The following is a 17,246-nucleotide window of genomic DNA, read 5'->3' on the forward strand; positions in this document are numbered from 1 at the left end:
ATACAACAGCAAAAGTAAAGCACATTTCCAAGTAAGAACAATTACTCTACAATCTTTCTTAAAAAGGGAAAGCTTATTTAAAATTGAGGTATTTCAATATATGATTAAATAAATTAATTTAGACATGTTTATGTAAGGGGTTATCAGTGTTTAATTAGTGCTTATTTAAGCTTTTTGCCAAAAGTTAAGAAAGCTATTCTTTTTCGAATTAATTCAATTTTAGTTAGTTGTATTAGAAAAAAATAAAAGCTCAAACCATATAGTAGGTTTGAGCTTTTTACATTTTTTCAAAATTTATTCTTCACAAAAATAGTAAAGCGTTTTCTATAAAAATAGATCAGCAAGACGATAATTAACAATCCTAAAATGACTTTACCGAATAAAGTGAACTCTAAAACTTGATTAACAGAATACGATTCAAATAATATGACAGGTAACTTACCAATAAAACTAGCTAACATGAAGCTTGACCATGTGATTTTTCCAAAGGCAGCAAACAATGTAATCAAACTAGAAGGAATAAAAGGAATAAAACGCAAAATTAATACCCCAAAAAATGCTTCTTTTCCTTCTAAGCTTAAAAGCCTATTTAATCCTTTAAATTTAGTTGAATTACTAATAAATCTTTTTTGTAAACCCTTTCTATATAAGATAAAAGATACGAATGTACCAACTAATTCACCTATGAAAGAGACTAAAAATCCACCAGTAAGACCGAATAATTTAATATTGATTGCTGTCAAAAACCAAGCTGGTATAATACCAACAATACTAATAAGAACATTAATTAAAATACTTAGGATCACTGCATAGTCTTTATATGTATTTAAAAAATGTTCAATTGCAGAAAGTGTCATAATTTTCCCCCATTTTTTTTAACCACTTAATTGTACAACATTTAGTATGATAAAAAAGCTAAGGTTACAAAAATACATAAATCTTCCAAAAAATAAATCCTATTTACTATTTTAGACATTGATATTTTAAACATACTTACCTATTTAAATTTAATTTTTCACAAAAAAAAGATGATTTCGAATTGATCACGAAATCATCTTTTTGAATTAATTTTATTCTTCTTCAGTTTGTCCTTGGAAAAATATAAATAAATATTTTACTAATTCTAAAACTGAGATTAAGGTTGCAGCTAAATACGTAAGAGCAGCAGCTCCTAAAACTTTATTTACACCTTTTCTGTCGGAATCGTTGATAATTCCTCCTGCTAGCATTAATTTCTTTGCTCTTGAACTTGCATTATATTCAACTGGTAAAGTAATCAGTTGAAATGCTACTGCTACTGAAAAAAGTAAAATTCCTACTCCAATTAAAGAAAATGCTTGAAGTAAAAATCCTGCTAGTAATAGTAATGGAGCTGCACCTGATGCAATGTTAACGATTGGAAAAATCGTATGACGAAGTGTTAAGAAACCATACGAGGTATCATGCTGTATCGCATGACCTACTTCATGTGCTGCGACTGATACAGATGCAATTGATCTTCCATAATATACTTCTTCTGATAAACGAACCGTTCTTGCCATCGGATCATAATGATCTGATAAGCGACCAGATACTACTTCCACTGGTACATTAGGTAAATTATTATTATTTAATATATATCTTGCTACTTCAGCTCCGGTTAACCCTCCTGAAGCTGGCACTTCAGCCCACTGATTAAAACTAGATTTCACTTTAAATTGTGCCCAGATCGATAATCCGAAAGCAATGAAAATAAGGAAATCCATAGGATGAAAAAACATTCACATTCTCTCCTTTTAAAGAATAAATGACAATAACGTCTGAATTAATTCTGATGTTTGTGACGTTAATTGACGGATAATGTTTAGCTTTTGTTCTTCAGTTAAATTTTCTAGTAAATATTTTAATTGTGATAATTCATTCTGTAACTGATTCATATGAACAGTAACTTCCTCTGTTAGAGGGGCAACACTCTGATCGTGAATCAGAGTTTTTTTCTTATCTAAAATATCTTTTATTTCTTGGAGTGGTAAGTGCATTGATTTGCATTGCTCAATAAATTTTAAAGTCTCTAAAGAAGCTTCATTATAAAACCGGTGCCCAGATTCTGAACGCTCAGGTTCAAGTAATCCTAAGTTTGTATAATAATCAATTGTACGCTTAGACACTCCTACTTCTTTTGCTAATTCTCCAATTTTATAGACAATCCCAATGTTTTCACGCTCCTTATATTTGTATTATATGTGAATTCGATTAAAACGTACAGTAAAACGTTACATTGTTCGAAATTGCACTTATAAATTAAGCTGAATAGATTAAAATCTCTACATCTTAAGTACTAGTAACAGAATTTATGGAAAAATAGGATAAAATTTACCACCTAAAGAAAAGAGGAGTACTAAATGATAGCGGACCGAGATTTAGATAAAAATGAAAAATCGCTTCGGGAATTGCTATTTAATAGTTCTGACTTCAAATCAAGTGATTTTGCAAGCGGTGACCGACGTTATCGGTTATTTTATTTAGATAATACAATGATTGATGATCAAACCGTACAAGACCACATTATCCGTCCTTTACTAAATAATACAAATGTCAATATACGAGAGGCCGTTTCAATTCTCGATTGCACTGAAACTGAACTGCTTTCTGATGCAGCAAATGCGCTCATTGAAGGAAAAACAATTTTACAACTAAAAGGAGAATTAAAGCTTTATTTACTTAAAACAGAGTTAGTTAAAGAACGCTCAGTAAACATTCCAATAAATGAACGTGTTTTACGTGGACCACACTGCTAGTTAGTGCTTTCGAGCTTGGTGATAAGGTAAATAAATGAAAGCCTAATTACGTCCAATTTGAAAAAGAACTTAATAAGCACTTTGAGAAACTCGCATTAAATACAATCAAGACGATGCAATCCGCAAAATTCTGATGTTCTTGGTATTGGAAAGGAATTAAAAGCGTTCCATCCTAACATTTGGTCGTCTTTAGATTGGAGAAAAGACTATCCTCGAATGACAATTGAACCAAAATTTGATATTAAACTTATCAATTCGAATTAACTACGAATACCTTATTTTTATGTAATGCAGCAGCCAAATAGGTTGCTGCTTTATTTATATTAAAGGGAATAACTCTACTCCTCCTTCTTTATACCCAGCTGATCTTCTATCCGATTAATCCGATCATGCAAAAGCTTCCCTTTAACACTTGAATTAAAATACGGATCATCCTGCCACCAATTTAACCCAATCTCCATTGCTTTATCAATTGAAGCAACAACAAGACGAATTTTAATTGTAAGTAGTTCTACATCTGCCAAGGCGATTTTAATATCCCCTGCGATGACGATTCCTTTATCCAAAATTTTCTCTAAAATATCTAAAATATTAGTAGATTGTGCTGAATGTTGCATGTTTTCTCCTTTCTTACATTAAGTTCCCTAAAGGTCCTAAATCAATGTTTAAGTCTTTTCCTTCAAGTCCAAAAATGATCTTTAATTCTTCCATTTTTTCTTCTAAATTCAATAGAGCTGTGCCAAGATTTTCAATTTGTTCTTCCGTAAGCATACCGCCCTCTACCCTTCTAATAGCTTGTCTCTCAACAAGTTGCCTTAGCAATTCCAAAATTGTTAGTACTAGTTGAGCAAGTCCTTGTTCAACATCTTCTGGATTCATATTAATTCTCTCGGCGGCTATTCCCCGATTCGCTGACATTGTTTATCCCCCTTTCATGAATCGATTCTACTGCTGTCACAAGCAAGCAAATATTTACATATACCAAATCAATATCTGCAATAGAAAGGACGAGATCACCTGTAATTACTACTCCTTTATCTAGAACTCCGTCTAAAATATCTAATAATGTGATGTTATCATTTTGACTATTCATGTAGTTTTAGAATCCAAACTAGCAAAATGATAAAATGGCCACGGTCCTGAAATCTCTACAATAATTCCTTTATCCTCATACTTTTGTCTAAATTCTTTGATTAGCAGTTCAAATTTCTTTCTGCCGTCTATTGGGACTAGAGAAGTACTATTGTAGATCATATCAACATTTCTTCCTGTAGCATTTCGGCTCCAATTTTCTCTTGTTTTATTGCCAACCGTTGCGTTGTTTAGATTGTCTTCCAAGCTTTGTGATATTAAACGTAGTTCACTTTGTGCTTCATTTTCGAGTAGTTGTCCTTGCTTTTTCTTCATAAAGAATTGTTTCCCAGGAGATAATACTTTTAATTCATCTCTCATACTTTGAATTACTTTACTATTTCGCTCCAATACTTTTAAAAATTTCGATTTATCATAGTACATCTTTACATTCCATTCCTCTTTTTCTTTTAAATGCTCAAAAAGGGATACGATATTTAGCTGCTCCTGCGACAAATCCTCTCTTAATTTTTCAATACTTGAATAGACGGTACAAAACTTAGAAGGAAGAAATAAATAGTTTTTAGAATAAGTCACAATTGTTTCATGATGATGAACTGCATGTTTGTGTACCCATTTTGGATTATCCATCTTTTCTTTTAGAATTGACTCAGCAAATTCTTCCTCACTTAAATAACAAAAAACTGCAGTTACTTTTTCAACAATTTCAAAACTAGTTTGATCTTGATCAATCCCCTTAACTGCATAAAAGGGTGAATCTTTTAGCTGATTTGTCGGTAGCAAACCATATAAATAAATACTCAACTGCCCCTCTCCCGTTCTTTCATTTTTGCGACATGATATCGCAGAAGTAGTTCCTCTTCTTGTTGTTCATAAACGTCTTGCGAAATTTCTCCTAATTCATACATCATTTGTAGACGAATCAATTGTTGCTCAATCGATTTCGAGTCAAATAAAACGCGGTCAGCTTCCTCCTTTATTTTTTCACCTAATAAAATGATTGATTTTAGTGGAAAGGCTAAAGCTTTAAAAATCATGACTTATCTCCTGCCGTTATGGTTAAGTGAATAAAGTTATATGCGGGCCATGGTCCAGAGTATTTGAATTCTACTTTATCCTTCCATAATTCATAGAGCTCATTAACTTTTTCGTCAAAGATTACTTCCTGGTCCCGATCAATTAAAAAAGCTGAATTGAGAAGCATGGTTTCGTATATTGGAGGGTTAGATTTAGAGGCACTTGAAAGTGTAGAAAGAGGTAAATAAATCTCATTGTGCAGATTGTGTTGCAGATTGTAGAAAAAGTCCTTCGTTTTTTCTCCAAGTTTAATCTTTTCGTAAAATGCAGCTTCTTTTTGCTGATTTACTTTCTGTTTAAGTTTTTGTATGTCGTCATTTATTCGTATTTCTTCTTCTAACCACTCCTTACGCGCAATTACCTTTAAACCTACCTCAATTTTATTGTTTATTTTCTGAAAGATTGATTGCAGTTCGTCATACAGTTTTTCTAGTAATAAATAAATCTCTTCTGAAGAGGAAAATACATTATTAAAACTCATAGGAATGACGGTTAACTGTTTCATAATGAATGAGACTACACCTTGATGGGCGAGTAAATTTGCACGCGTTGGAGGGTAGTCTTGATCAGATACATCTGCAACAATCATAACAACATCTTTATATCGGATTGGATACAGATTAATTTCTTTTCCATCCCATTTTGTAAAACCGAAATCGTGATCGATATTCGTTTGTATGATACAAAATGGATAAACACCTTCGCTCATATTAAACTCCCTCCATTTGTATGCTTATCGTTTTTACAAGGAATTGTTTTGCCTGTGAGTATGTTTGAACTTTGCCAGCTTGTTTAAGATGAAACCAAAAAATATCTGTGCATAAAGTCTGAAACTGTTCATTATGAATTGTTATTGGCATATTATTTCGCTTTGCGATAGATGCAAGCTTGATCGATGTTCGAAGACTTTGAGGTTCAATTTTTCTACAATGATGACGGACAATTTGCACTAAATTGGTAATATAAAGACTTTCTTTTTCCGATAATCCAGTTATATGTGATAAGATGGAGAACTCTGTTTCATGATCCATTTTTTCTAACGGAATCGTAATTAATCGATCAAGAAGTGCATCTTGTGCTTCAAATACACCAACATACTCCTGCGGATTGCTTATAAAAATAACTGAAAAGTTAGGATGCACTGGCAAAAAAGACTCCTTCCTTTTCATCCCATAAAGTGGAATCACTCTTTCTTCCAAAATTGATAAAAAAAGAGTGTTCGTTTCAGGATGAGAACGAGTGAATTCATCATAAATCAATGTATATCCTTTTGTTGCAGCTTCTATAATGGGGCCGTTTACCCAGGTTTCTTTAATCGTTTCTTCCTTTTTATAAACAGAATGAATGTAGTTATCAATAATTTTTTTATTCGTTAAGCCATTAAAACTACCAAGCAAATCCCTATTAGACATTTCATGGTTTCCATGAATTAATCGAAACGGTCTACCTATTTGTTTTGCAATATAAAGTGCAAGTGATGTTTTTCCAACGCCAGCTGGCCCTGTAAGATGGACTGCAAATCCAGATTGTAAATAAGACAGTAACCGTTCTGTTAAGCTATGCAAATAAGGAGACGATATAAAGTTTTTTTCCATATTTCTCTCCCTCACTCTTGAATTAATGCACCTCTAGCACGCAATGATTTTCTTTGAAATAATACAATTTCTAATTCGGCATTAAGTAAAACAGAATAAACTCCTATTAATTCATCTTTAGCGTGAGCCTTCATATATTCTTTCTCTTCAATTACCTCAACGGTTAGTTCCCAACCTTTGTCAGATTTATGAACGTGAGTAATTTTATGAACTGGTCGAATATACTGCCCAAAAAAAGTTTTTACTACTTCTAGTATTTTAATAATTTCCATAATAGCCTCCTTGTCTAAAAAGAGAGACCAAAGCATAAAGCCTTGGCCCTACTTGCTTAAGCTACTTCCTCTTCTTCTTCCTCTTCCTCGTCTTTTAGCAATCCTACTGCTTCTGCATATCGTAACCAAGTATCAACACTTGCGATGACAACACGAGCTTCAATCGCTAAAAGCTCAATGCCGACTAACGATACTCTTACAAATGCATCAATTACAACACCTTTGTCAAGAATACGGTCGATTACTTCAGCTAGGCTGGAAGAATCAACACTTTTTTGAATGGAAGCCAACATATATCCCTCCTTTCCTATTAAATTAAGAAAGAAATGATAGAAAATGAGAAAATAGCTTCCTTCTCAAATAATTCCCATCCCTTTCCCTCTATCCTATGGGACAAGCAAGTAGGGAGTGATAGACTTTATTCAAAATGAATCTATTATCCTATACTCCAATTTTTTCCAGTTGGTGTGTAACTTTATTAAATAAGAAAATAGTGGAGAAAAAACTGAATATGAATCTACGAACATTAAGAGTATAAATAAAAAACCATGAACAACTACTGTTCATGGTTTTTCAACATTTCCTATCTCAAGTAGAAAATAATATTTACCCAATTATTCTTGCCAATAACGGCGAGCACCTGAGAATTCCTCGATATAACCAGGGGTATTTAATGGAATGATTTCTACACTTCTAGCAGCATTAGGAGACTGAATCATTAAACCGTTACCAATATACATTGCAACGTGATGAACTGATCCAGTTCCATTTTTACTTGCAAAGAATAATAAGTCTCCAGGTTGAATTTCATCTTTCTTTACTTCCTTACCGCTCTTAGATTGAGGTCCTGAATCTCTTGGAATTGTAATACCATATGACTTAAATATGCTATATGTAAATCCTGAGCAATCAAACCCAAATCCCGACACACCAGCCCATAAATAACGTAAACCCAGGAACTTCTTCGCCGTATTAATTAAATTTTCAGGAGTTGCCTTAGGGAACTGATTTTCATTTTGATATACTGCAACATCTTCCTTTTTAATAAATTTATTTCCGTCATCTGGTGTTGCAACCATTACAACATCCCCAAAATCTTTCACAACTGGTAAGCGAGTGTTAAAGCTAATTTCCATGAACTTATGGTTCAATGCTTTCCCATCGTACAGCCATGCTGTTTGACTCGATACCATAATAAACGGGGTATTCTTATAATTCTCTAATCGGTCATCCGTTGTTAATTGTCTTTTCGGCATCCAACCAGGATAGCCTATTAAGTTTCGTGGTGTAGGCTGACCATCTACAGCAACCTTTACCCAGTCGCCTGACTCTTCTAAAATGGTTACTTTTGTACCATATACCGCTTGAGTTTCAAGATAATCTGTTAGCCAACGACGAACTTCAGTATTTTCCATATTAGCTGACCATTGACGCGGATCAACAGGATTACTTAAAGAAGGTGCATCAATATCTCTAACTTGGAATCTACCTTCTGTTGTCCACTGTGTTGAAACAGACACATCAACGTAGGCTGTCTCACCTGGAGTAAGTTCCTCTTGCGATTTTGCTAACGATTGACTTGTCATTGTAGAAAGTAAAGTACCTGCAACACATAAACTTAAAATCAAATTTTTTGTCTTTTTCATCGTAAAACTCCTCTCCCTATTTTAACGAAGACTTTTTGATAATCTTCTGTGAAGCCCTAAACCAGGTAAGGATGATAAATGAACTTCATCCCCAATAAACTTAATTCCATCAAAATCTTGATTCTTTAACCAAAGTGGAGCATCTAAATCGATTTTTTGAATATTTGGATGGGCAGTAGCAATATGTGCTGCCGCAAGTACTGAGACTGAAGTTTCCATCATACTGCCAATCATGCAAGGAATATTTGCTCTTTCAGCAATATCTGCAATTTGCATTGCTCTTCTTATTCCTCCTGTTTTCATTAACTTAATATTTAGCAAATCAACTGCATCCTCTTTAATCAGACGTAATGCATCCTGGGGAGAAAAAAGACTTTCATCGGCCATAATTGGTGTTTTGACATTTTGTTTTACAAATTTTAGCCCATCAATATCGCCTGCTGGGACTGGCTGCTCAATAAGCTCAATTTTTGAATTTAACTGTTCTAATTCTTGAATAATGGAAACGGCTTGTCTTGGAGTCCAGCCTTGGTTGGCATCTACTCTAAGCGTAATGTCGTTTCCGACCCTTTCACGGATGGCCATTATTCGTTCAATGTCTTTCGTCCAATCTTTTCCGACTTTGATTTTCAAAATAGAAAAGCCATCCTTGATTATTTGACTTGCTTCCTGACACATTTCATCTACTGTTCCAACACTAACCGTCATATCATTTTTTAATTGATTCGACCTTCCCCCAAGAAATTGATAGAGTGGAAGATTAAGATGTTGGCATAAGGCATCATACAGTGCGATTTCCATTGCGGCCTTTGCACTTGTATTTAAAAAGCAAGAGCGTTCAATCATTAGAGAGAGTTCATTCATATTTCTTATATCTCTTCCTAATAATAGCGGTGTAAAGACTGTCTTTAAAATCGCTTCGATGCTTTCCTTTGATTCTCCAGTAATAGCTAATGTAGGTGCTGCAGCCCCTAATCCAACGATCCCATCCTCTAATTGGACATAGACAAAAACATTCTCTATTTCAGTTGCTGTCCTAAGTGCTGTTTTAAATGGCTTTTTTAAAGGGAAAACTTCTGTTTGCACTTGTATTGATTGAATAATCATCGTTTTTTTCCTTTCTGTTTAAAAAAAGTTTAGTAATCTTCCCATAGTCGCAATAATTTTGTATGAAATAAAAAATCCAGCTATTAGAAAGGAACTTCCTTTGCTAATAGCTGGATTTCATCTACGAAAATAGATAAAGCAGCATTAAGATTCAATTATTTGCAAGTATTTTATATGTGCATTTTTAAAGGCTACCATCAGTGCTTTCTGGGATGAGCCAAAATAACGTGTACTAATTTCTTGTAATACTCCATCCACGTCTAACATTGACTGCCCGACGAATAATTGCTGCACAAACGATGATGTTAATGAAATTGTTGCTGAACAATCTGCATCAACAATTAAATGACTTGTCCGATCAACTACTAATCCAATAAAAAAAGCATTATACTTCTGCATAATCGGATTATTAGATGAAGTCTTTGCATCTCCAATAAGATAGATCGTATCTTTACTGTACAATTTATTTCCTCCCGCAAATCAGGTATTCCGTGCAAAACTCTAACCGGAAAGGAAAGAATTGGCAACGGCATATGTATTCGCTTACAGTTAATTTTAATATACGAAACTACTTTTGACAATATATTATGAATATTCAGTTTTAATAAATAGATATTCAGGAAATGTGAACTATATAAAGTCTCTTACTTTTTTACTAAAATACATTCCTTTTCTCTTAGGAAAAACATAAAATTCGAATTAAAAAACCTTTTGAAGTTCAAGAGGTTTTTGTTTCAATACTATGAAATAAAATTAAACTATTTATAAAACATTCAGAATCAACACCAATAAAGAACACTAGTAGGACAACAATTCTATTTTGTTTTAAGTTTTAAATCGTTTGTTTTTTTATTTTAGCAATTAAACTCGAAATACTTAAACCTTGTACCAATAAAGAAAAAACTACATTTACAAATACAATTAATACAATGCTTTTATAATAAGGAAAACTATGAGGTAATGTTAATGCAAGTGATATTGATAAAGCTCCTTTTAACCCTCCCCAGTTGATAAGAAACTTTTCTGCATTCGTGAAACTTTTTGCTTTGAATAAACTAATATAAACTGCAATTGTTCTGGCAATTAAAGTAATTAAAATAGAAAATAAAGTTAATTTCCAATTAGTGGAAATGTTTAATCGATACACTTCTATTCCGATCAACAAGAATAACATTGTATTTGAAATGAATGAGATAATATCCCAAAAACTAAACATATAATTTTTTGTATTTTCATTCATTCCTATTTTTTTGCCATAGTTACCAAAAACAATGCCACCAATAACGACAGCTATAACACCACTTCCATGAAAAATTTCTGCAATTAAATAGCTACCATAAAATAAAAGAAATGAAACCATTGTTTCTAGTGGATAATCATTAACTAAGCTAATTAAATAAGATGCGATAAAACCTAATACCAATCCAATTATCACACCTATCAAAACAATCTTAAGAAATAATAAAAAACTAGCTCCCAAAGCACCAAATAATCCTTTATTCATGAAGCTTATAATGTAAACTGTAGAAATTTTAAAAAGCACCACAGCTATTCCATCATTAAATAAACTTTCTCCTTCTAGACTAATCGCAATTGATTTTTTAGCCTTCATCACTTTTAAGATACCCATTACTGATATTGGATCGGTTGCACACATTAAAGAAGCAATCGTAAGCGAAACGACAAATGGTAAATGGCAAAGATAAGTCAATACGATAGCAATGATGATAAAGGTTAAGAAAGTCCCAAATAGTGCTAGTCTTCCAATTTCCCCTTTAAATTTATTTATATCTTTAAACTCCAATTTAATTGCTGCTTCTCCTAACAAAGAGGGTAAAAAGAAACTTAAGACAATTACAGAAAAAAACTGTTGGTTACTAAATAGATAAGCTATATTATTAAAAAAAGGTAAATTTATTAAACCAATTAATAGACCTAATATGACAAGAAAAATTGTATATGGTTTTTTTAACTTATTCGCCAAAATCCACACTAAAACTCCCGCTAACAATAGAATTAATATACTTTTAATCCAACTATTTGCATTTTCAATTAAATTTGTTTCCATATCATTTTTAAACCTACTTTCTAACTACCTAAAACTTCCTAGTTCTATTTTTTTCCATTTCATTTTTTTAATACGATATGAAAACATAATTTTTAAAATAGTGCTTGAAACATTCTCATCACTTTAAGAACAATCTTTTTACAAAAAAAAGCTTGTAGACAATTGGATAATGACATAATTACCGCTTTGTCTACAAGCTGACATTTCATTCTAATATAGAATGCGTCTTTTAGTTAGAAAACTATGAAATACTTTAAGTAATTGTTTAAAGGTTAATTTACTTTTTTAATTCTACCTTCAACTTCATAAACGAAAGGTCTTGGCAGAGATTTAACATAATCTACAGTTGCTTGTAAATCTTCAGGGCCAACTTCTAAATCAGTTGATCGTTCGCCAATACCATATTTTACATTTCCATACATATAGTTGTTTACTACAACTGAATATTCTTTGTTCGGATCAATTTTACTACCATTTGGTAAAAAGATGTCTACTACCTTTTTAGTAGATGAATCCCAAGTATACTTAAATCCAGCGATATGGAAATCTAATCCCTTATCTGTAATTTGATTATTTAATACTGTTTCAATATCTTGACCACTAAGCATTACTTTATTTAATACATTTCCGAATGGCTGAATTGCGAATAAATCACCAAATGTAACTTGACCTGCATTAAGCTGTGCTCTAACACCACCGCCGTTCATCATTGCGAAGTCGGCATTCATCGCAGCTTTCATTCCATCTGCAATTAAGTTTCCTAGTGCAAAATCACCATAAGTATCAGAAGATGGATAGCCTTTTGGTAAAGTTTGCATTGAGTCACCAACAATCTCAGCTTTAATTGGCATAATTAAATCTTCATATTTTTTCATGATCGCAGAAACTGTTGGGTCTGATGTATAGTCTTTTTGATAAACTGTTACAACTTCAGCTTGTTTCTTAACAATGTCACCAGTTATAGCATCTAGTTCTAAATCTACATCTGAAAATGCAGAGCCATATGAATAAGCTTGTACGATTAATTTATTATCTACTTCTTTATTAACAAATACATGATTGTGTGCAGCAAAAATTACATCTACTTCATCATCAACCTTTTCTGCGATATCCGTCGCATCAAATAAGTCTGCTTTACCTGTTTGAAGTGTAGGATTATGTGCTAGTACGACAATTGCTTCGATGCCTTGTTTTTTAAGAATTTCAGTATAGTGGTTAATTGCCTCGACCTCATCACGGATTTCAAGCGTTTCATTTCCTTTTCGAACGATCATTGATGGCGTTTCTTGAGTAACAACACCGATGAAACCAATTTTTTTACCGCCAACTTCTTTAATTGCATATGGTTGTGTGATTAATTGTCCTGTTGAAGTATCATATGCATTTGCAGCGATTACTGGAAAATTCATTCCATCATAACCCTTTGTTCCTTTTGGATGTTCTCCACCATTAATCATACGCTTTAATTCAGCTATACCTTCATCGAATTCGTGATTACCAACTGTTCCAACGTCAAAGCCCATTGCTTCCATTACTTCCACAGTTGGTTCATCTTGGAATAACGCAGAGATTAGTGGGCTACCACCAATCATGTCACCTGCGTGAACTAATAATGTATTAGGATTAGTTGCTTCACGCTGTTTCATAGCAGCAGCTGTGTATTCCATGCTTCCTGCTAATACTTCTTGTCCATTAAGCGTAACTTTTGTATCAGTATCAAGTTGACCGTGAAAATCATTTAAACCAAGTAGTTGAACTTTAATATTTTCTTTTGGCGCAGTTCCTACATCTAATTTAAAAATTCCAAAGCCAGCATTATCCGTTTTATTTGTAAATGCAATATTACTATTAGGCTTAATAAATTCTTCCGCTCTTGGTGATGTCGTGAACGTTACATTTACATTTCCACTAATTGGTGCAATTGACCAGTTATGATCTGCTGTTGGTGTAATTGTCTTCTTTTCAGAAATATAATCCATTAGGATTTGACGATTTTCATCAGCAGAATCTACAACTAGCTCGCTACCTTTAACACCGGGGAAATTTCCGCCTCCACCAGCACGATAGTTATTTGTTACAACGATGAATTCCTGATTTAGATCTAATGGTTGTCCATTAAAAGTTAAATTTACTACTCGACTTGAATTACGATTAACTAGATTTCCATTTAAATCATACTTTGCTGGTTTTGTTACATCAATTTGATAGTTAACACCATCAATTACATCGAAGTTATATACAGGAAAAGCTGGATTTAATAATGCTTGTTCTTCTGTTTTATTAGGATCAATTTGATTATATTTTCCAGCTGTCATTTCAATCCATTCTTTCACAACTGATCCTTTTACTTTAATTGCTTTTAACGTATTGTCATAAAGATATAGATCGCCTGCACTTCTAATTGTTAAATCGCCTTTTTTAATTTCTGTATACTCAGCAACCCCATTACGACCAGCTTTGAATGGAGCTCCTACTGATAAAATTGGTAATTCTTTATATTCTGGTTTCTTTTCAGTAATATATTTTTCTACAAACCACTTTTGCGCATTTGTTACAACTTGAATCGATGGATCATCTTGTATTAATGAAAAGTAACTATGAATATCATCAGTAGTTGTTCCAATTGGTGTATTTACATACTTCACTGTTGCGTCATGATTAGGTTTAACAGCATTTACAATTTCTTGATCCGGAACTACTGTACTTTCTGTTTTGGTTTTACCAGTAACAGGATCCTTCACATCAGCCCAAATTTCTCTAGTAGAAGATTGAGAATTTACGACTGACCATTTTCCTTTTTCTTTTTTTAGTGTTAGATCAATCAGTCCTAATGAACCACCACCGTAACCTGCTTGAACTGCTGGTACACCGTTAATAGTCCCTTTCGAATTATCTACACCTGGTAATGGCTTTTTATCTGCTCCTAAAAATAGGGCATCAAGTGTAGCCTCTGATTTTGCAGGAAATACTTTATGTGTATGTGAAAATGTAATTGCATCAATACCAGGTACTTCACTTAATGAATAAATTACATCTTCGGTATTCTCTTTATTCGCATTAAAACCCGAATGAGTCATTGCAACAATAACATCTGCACCGTTTTTTCTCATTTCAGGTATAAATTTTTTAGCTGTTTCTACTATATTTTTAGTAATGACTTTACCATCAAGATTTGCTTTGTCCCACTCATTAATTTGTGGTGGTACAAATCCAATAAAGCCGATTTTAATTTCTTGCTTTTTTCCTTGTTCATCAATCACTTTTTTCTTAATGATTTTATAAGGATTAAATTTGTTCTGATCATTAGTAGGATTTTTATCGTGATCATCTACGTAAACGTTTGCATTAATGTACGGAAAATCAGCATCATTATATGCTTCGTTTAAAAAGTCTAGCCCATAGTTAAATTCATGATTACCTAATGTTGCAATATCATAACCCATTATGTTCATTGCTTTAAATACAGGATGAACTTCTCCTTTTTTTAGCGGGTCAATTTTAGCTTCGTATGTTCCTAGTGGGGTACCTTGTATTAAATCCCCATTATCGACTAAAACATTATTTTGAACTTCTTTTCGAGCAACATTTACTAAAGTAGCAGTTTTAGCTAATCCAACTTTTTCATATGCTGCATCCTTGTAGTAATCATAGTTTAATAAATTTGTATGGATATCTGTCGTTTCCATAATTCGAAAGTTTACTAAATCCTTGTCAGCTTTATTCTTATTAGATGCAAGCACATTTACAGGTTCAGCCTCTTTTGGTGCAGCATACGCCTGTGTACTCACAACTGACATACTTAATAAAGATAATGCTAATGAAAATGATAACGCTTTCGAATTTTTACGATTCTTACTCCTCATTTAAATTCCCCTTAAAATACTTTATTAGGATTTAATTAAAAATTATCCCCAAAAATTATTATAGAATTAAAATAGGTTAAAATATATTTAATTATACTTAATCAAAGTTAACGATTCCTTAAGGATTTTTATGTTGGTTGGGTCCGTAGTGAATATCCTGTGCTTTCATCACCTGAAAAAATATATAGATGAATTAAAAGAAGAATTTAAACGTGTCAGCAATACTTAGTATAAACAGTTAATTAGGAAATGAATATTGCTTGATTAAAATAACAATTAAAATAAAAAAGGCTAATCAATAAGGGTCCTTTTAGATTAGCCTTTTTCTATAGAATAAATTAATTTAATCGCAAAATTGTTCAAAATATACATTTTAACTTAATGAGCTAAAAACTCTATTGTCACATGATTAATTTTCGATAGATGGTTCTAAATATTACATTTAACAATTTAACTGCACTTAGAAAAAAACTAACCTTAGTATACAAAATTGTCGAACAATCGCAACGGGTAATTGGACCAATTTACCTTGTAGTGAAAGTATTTAAATTGCAAGAAATTTGTAGATATTTCCCGGGAATTTGTAAAAATTTGCTATTGAATAAAAAAATAATATTCAATAGCATTTTTAAACTGAAACAAATATCAGTTTTGTATCTTGTACGAATTTTTACTATTAAAAAATTTTTAAATTAAATTTGTTACAGCAAACGATACGAAACAAAAAGCCGATACATCCTTACGAATGGATCGACCTTAAAGTATACATTTTCAAAAGTATTAATTAAATTTTTACAAGATTAGAAAAAAGATTTTAATAGGTCCTTTATTTTCTAAATAAAGAGAAAAGCCATCCCCATTTTTCTTTAGGCTTTTGTATTACAACTTCTAAACGTTTATTAAAATTATCCTGTGAATGCCATTCTTTTCTTTGTTCTTCTCGCATGTTTTGTATTTCTTCTTGTAAAACATCAATTTTTTGTTTTTCTTGTTCCAATAATGTCTCATATTGGATTTTTTGTTGTTCGGCTAATTTTTCGATTTTGTTATACGTTTTATTAGATGAGTTTCCAATATTTGCACTTATATCATGATGATCTTGTTGAAGCCTAGAAATTGCCGTTTTAATTTCTGACATATCATTTTTCAGCTGAACATTCATTTCACGAGCAGCTGCCAGTTCACTGACTAGAAACCTTAAAAACTCTTTTAATTGATTTGGGTCATGTGGTAAATTTTCATATGTATCGGTTATCGCAATTTGTGTTTCATCGTAACCTTCTAATCTTTCTTTTTGTTGAAATACGAGGTCTTTTGCAGCATCTTCCAGGGGCTTTTCTGAATCGCGTAACGCTATAAGCACTCTAATATCAGATTGAACAAATATACGCCGATCGCCATCTTTCAAGAACTCATATCCATTGCGTTCTAATATTTGACCATACTTTCGAACAGTAGGTGTTGCAATCCCCAGTTCTTCTGCTACTTCCTTGGAAGAAAAAGCTCGTTCATTCGGTTGTATATCACTTCGCATAACGGACCTCCTTTTTAAACAAATATGAAGGATTTTTTGACATATTGCAACATATATCACTGTGAGACAAAAAACACGTGATGATTTCCTACTTCAATAGTTTAAAGAGTAGCGCTTTTACAATAACATTTTCCAAATCTTAGAAAAGCAATATGAACGATATATATACTAATTCATACTTTTAATCTAAAAGATAGTGAAATCACATAAAAAAC

At 32.4% G+C, this 17,246-nt stretch carries 20 protein-coding genes; 2 read left to right on the plus strand and 18 right to left on the minus strand.

Translation table 11 applies throughout. From position 1 onward, the window contains the following. Window positions 1-287: 287 nt before the first annotated feature. The 3 genes from RAH41_RS13805 to RAH41_RS13815 all read right to left on the minus strand — a co-directional run bounded on the left by RAH41_RS13805 (window position 288) and on the right by RAH41_RS13815 (window position 2,186). On the minus strand, window positions 288-857 hold the full coding sequence (locus RAH41_RS13805) for a TVP38/TMEM64 family protein (RefSeq protein WP_331223195.1): 570 nt from the start codon (window positions 855-857) through the stop codon (window positions 288-290). Window positions 858-1,070: 213 nt separating this feature from the next. Further along, complete coding sequence (locus RAH41_RS13810) at window positions 1,071-1,760, minus strand: zinc metallopeptidase (protein WP_331223197.1); 690 nt, start codon at window positions 1,758-1,760, stop codon at window positions 1,071-1,073. Between the two features lie 15 nt (window positions 1,761-1,775). After that, entirely contained in the window at window positions 1,776-2,186 is a 411-nt protein-coding gene (locus RAH41_RS13815; protein ID WP_331223409.1) for a MerR family transcriptional regulator, read from the minus strand. Window positions 2,187-2,381: 195 nt separating this feature from the next. Between RAH41_RS13815 and RAH41_RS13820 the strand changes: the two genes are divergently transcribed. Together RAH41_RS13820 and RAH41_RS22635 are read left to right on the plus strand one after the other, a co-directional pair. Then, window positions 2,382-2,777 (plus strand): spore germination protein, encoded by a 396-nt coding sequence (locus RAH41_RS13820; protein WP_331223199.1) that lies wholly within the window; start codon window positions 2,382-2,384, stop codon window positions 2,775-2,777. Between the two features lie 99 nt (window positions 2,778-2,876). Then, window positions 2,877-3,041, plus strand: a complete 165-nt coding sequence (locus RAH41_RS22635) for a Ger(x)C family spore germination C-terminal domain-containing protein (protein ID WP_419471607.1) — start codon at window positions 2,877-2,879, stop codon at window positions 3,039-3,041. 74 nt (window positions 3,042-3,115) lie between these two features. On the opposite strand, the gene RAH41_RS13825 is transcribed toward RAH41_RS22635, so the two are convergent. The 15 genes from RAH41_RS13825 to RAH41_RS13895 form a co-directional block, all read right to left on the minus strand. Continuing rightward, window positions 3,116-3,394, minus strand: a complete 279-nt coding sequence (locus tag RAH41_RS13825) for a gas vesicle protein (RefSeq protein ID WP_331223201.1) — start codon at window positions 3,392-3,394, stop codon at window positions 3,116-3,118. 13 nt (window positions 3,395-3,407) lie between these two features. Beyond that, the gene (locus tag RAH41_RS13830) at window positions 3,408-3,695 is read right to left on the minus strand and encodes a gas vesicle protein K (protein WP_331223203.1); all 288 of its coding nucleotides are present in this window, start codon (window positions 3,693-3,695) and stop codon (window positions 3,408-3,410) included. Continuing rightward, on the minus strand, window positions 3,658-3,870 hold the full coding sequence (locus tag RAH41_RS13835; RefSeq protein WP_331223205.1) for a gas vesicle protein: 213 nt from the start codon (window positions 3,868-3,870) through the stop codon (window positions 3,658-3,660). The genes RAH41_RS13830 and RAH41_RS13835 overlap by 38 nt, the downstream gene beginning before the upstream one ends. Next, window positions 3,867-4,673 (minus strand): GvpL/GvpF family gas vesicle protein, encoded by an 807-nt coding sequence (locus RAH41_RS13840; RefSeq protein WP_331223207.1) that lies wholly within the window; start codon window positions 4,671-4,673, stop codon window positions 3,867-3,869. Before RAH41_RS13840 ends, RAH41_RS13835 begins: the two co-directional genes overlap by 4 nt. Beyond that, a complete protein-coding gene (locus RAH41_RS13845) occupies window positions 4,670-4,906 on the minus strand; it encodes a gas vesicle protein GvpG (RefSeq protein ID WP_331223209.1) in 237 nt (78 codons plus the stop codon). The genes RAH41_RS13840 and RAH41_RS13845 overlap by 4 nt, the downstream gene beginning before the upstream one ends. Then, window positions 4,903-5,655: a GvpL/GvpF family gas vesicle protein gene (locus RAH41_RS13850; RefSeq protein ID WP_331223210.1), complete on the minus strand. Its 753-nt coding sequence runs from the start codon at window positions 5,653-5,655 to the stop codon at window positions 4,903-4,905. Before RAH41_RS13850 ends, RAH41_RS13845 begins: the two co-directional genes overlap by 4 nt. A gap of 1 nt (window position 5,656) precedes the next feature. Next, window positions 5,657-6,541, minus strand: coding sequence for a gas vesicle protein GvpN (gvpN, locus tag RAH41_RS13855; protein ID WP_331223212.1), 885 nt, complete (start codon window positions 6,539-6,541; stop codon window positions 5,657-5,659). 11 nt (window positions 6,542-6,552) lie between these two features. Further along, on the minus strand, window positions 6,553-6,813 hold the full coding sequence (gvpO, locus tag RAH41_RS13860) for a gas vesicle protein GvpO (RefSeq protein ID WP_331223214.1): 261 nt from the start codon (window positions 6,811-6,813) through the stop codon (window positions 6,553-6,555). Window positions 6,814-6,869: 56 nt separating this feature from the next. Next, entirely contained in the window at window positions 6,870-7,106 is a 237-nt protein-coding gene (gene gvpJ / locus RAH41_RS13865) for a gas vesicle protein GvpJ (protein ID WP_069033480.1), read from the minus strand. Window positions 7,107-7,427: 321 nt separating this feature from the next. Then, window positions 7,428-8,459 (minus strand): C40 family peptidase, encoded by a 1,032-nt coding sequence (locus tag RAH41_RS13870; RefSeq protein WP_331223225.1) that lies wholly within the window; start codon window positions 8,457-8,459, stop codon window positions 7,428-7,430. Between the two features lie 21 nt (window positions 8,460-8,480). After that, window positions 8,481-9,566, minus strand: coding sequence for a dipeptide epimerase (locus RAH41_RS13875; RefSeq protein WP_331223228.1), 1,086 nt, complete (start codon window positions 9,564-9,566; stop codon window positions 8,481-8,483). A 144-nt stretch (window positions 9,567-9,710) separates the two neighbouring features. Next, on the minus strand, window positions 9,711-10,028 hold the full coding sequence (locus tag RAH41_RS13880) for a DUF3870 domain-containing protein (protein WP_331223230.1): 318 nt from the start codon (window positions 10,026-10,028) through the stop codon (window positions 9,711-9,713). Between the two features lie 370 nt (window positions 10,029-10,398). Then, the gene (locus RAH41_RS13885; RefSeq protein ID WP_331223232.1) at window positions 10,399-11,634 is read right to left on the minus strand and encodes a sodium:proton antiporter; all 1,236 of its coding nucleotides are present in this window, start codon (window positions 11,632-11,634) and stop codon (window positions 10,399-10,401) included. Window positions 11,635-11,906: 272 nt separating this feature from the next. Further along, entirely contained in the window at window positions 11,907-15,497 is a 3,591-nt protein-coding gene (locus RAH41_RS13890) for a bifunctional 2',3'-cyclic-nucleotide 2'-phosphodiesterase/3'-nucleotidase (protein WP_331223233.1), read from the minus strand. 826 nt (window positions 15,498-16,323) lie between these two features. Then, the gene (locus RAH41_RS13895; RefSeq protein WP_331223234.1) at window positions 16,324-17,031 is read right to left on the minus strand and encodes a hypothetical protein; all 708 of its coding nucleotides are present in this window, start codon (window positions 17,029-17,031) and stop codon (window positions 16,324-16,326) included. Between the last annotated feature and the right edge of the window lie 215 nt (window positions 17,032-17,246).

Origin of the sequence: Gottfriedia acidiceleris (genome assembly GCF_036421055.1) — a bacterium.
Lineage (GTDB): Bacteria > Bacillota > Bacilli > Bacillales > Bacillaceae_G > Gottfriedia > Gottfriedia acidiceleris_C.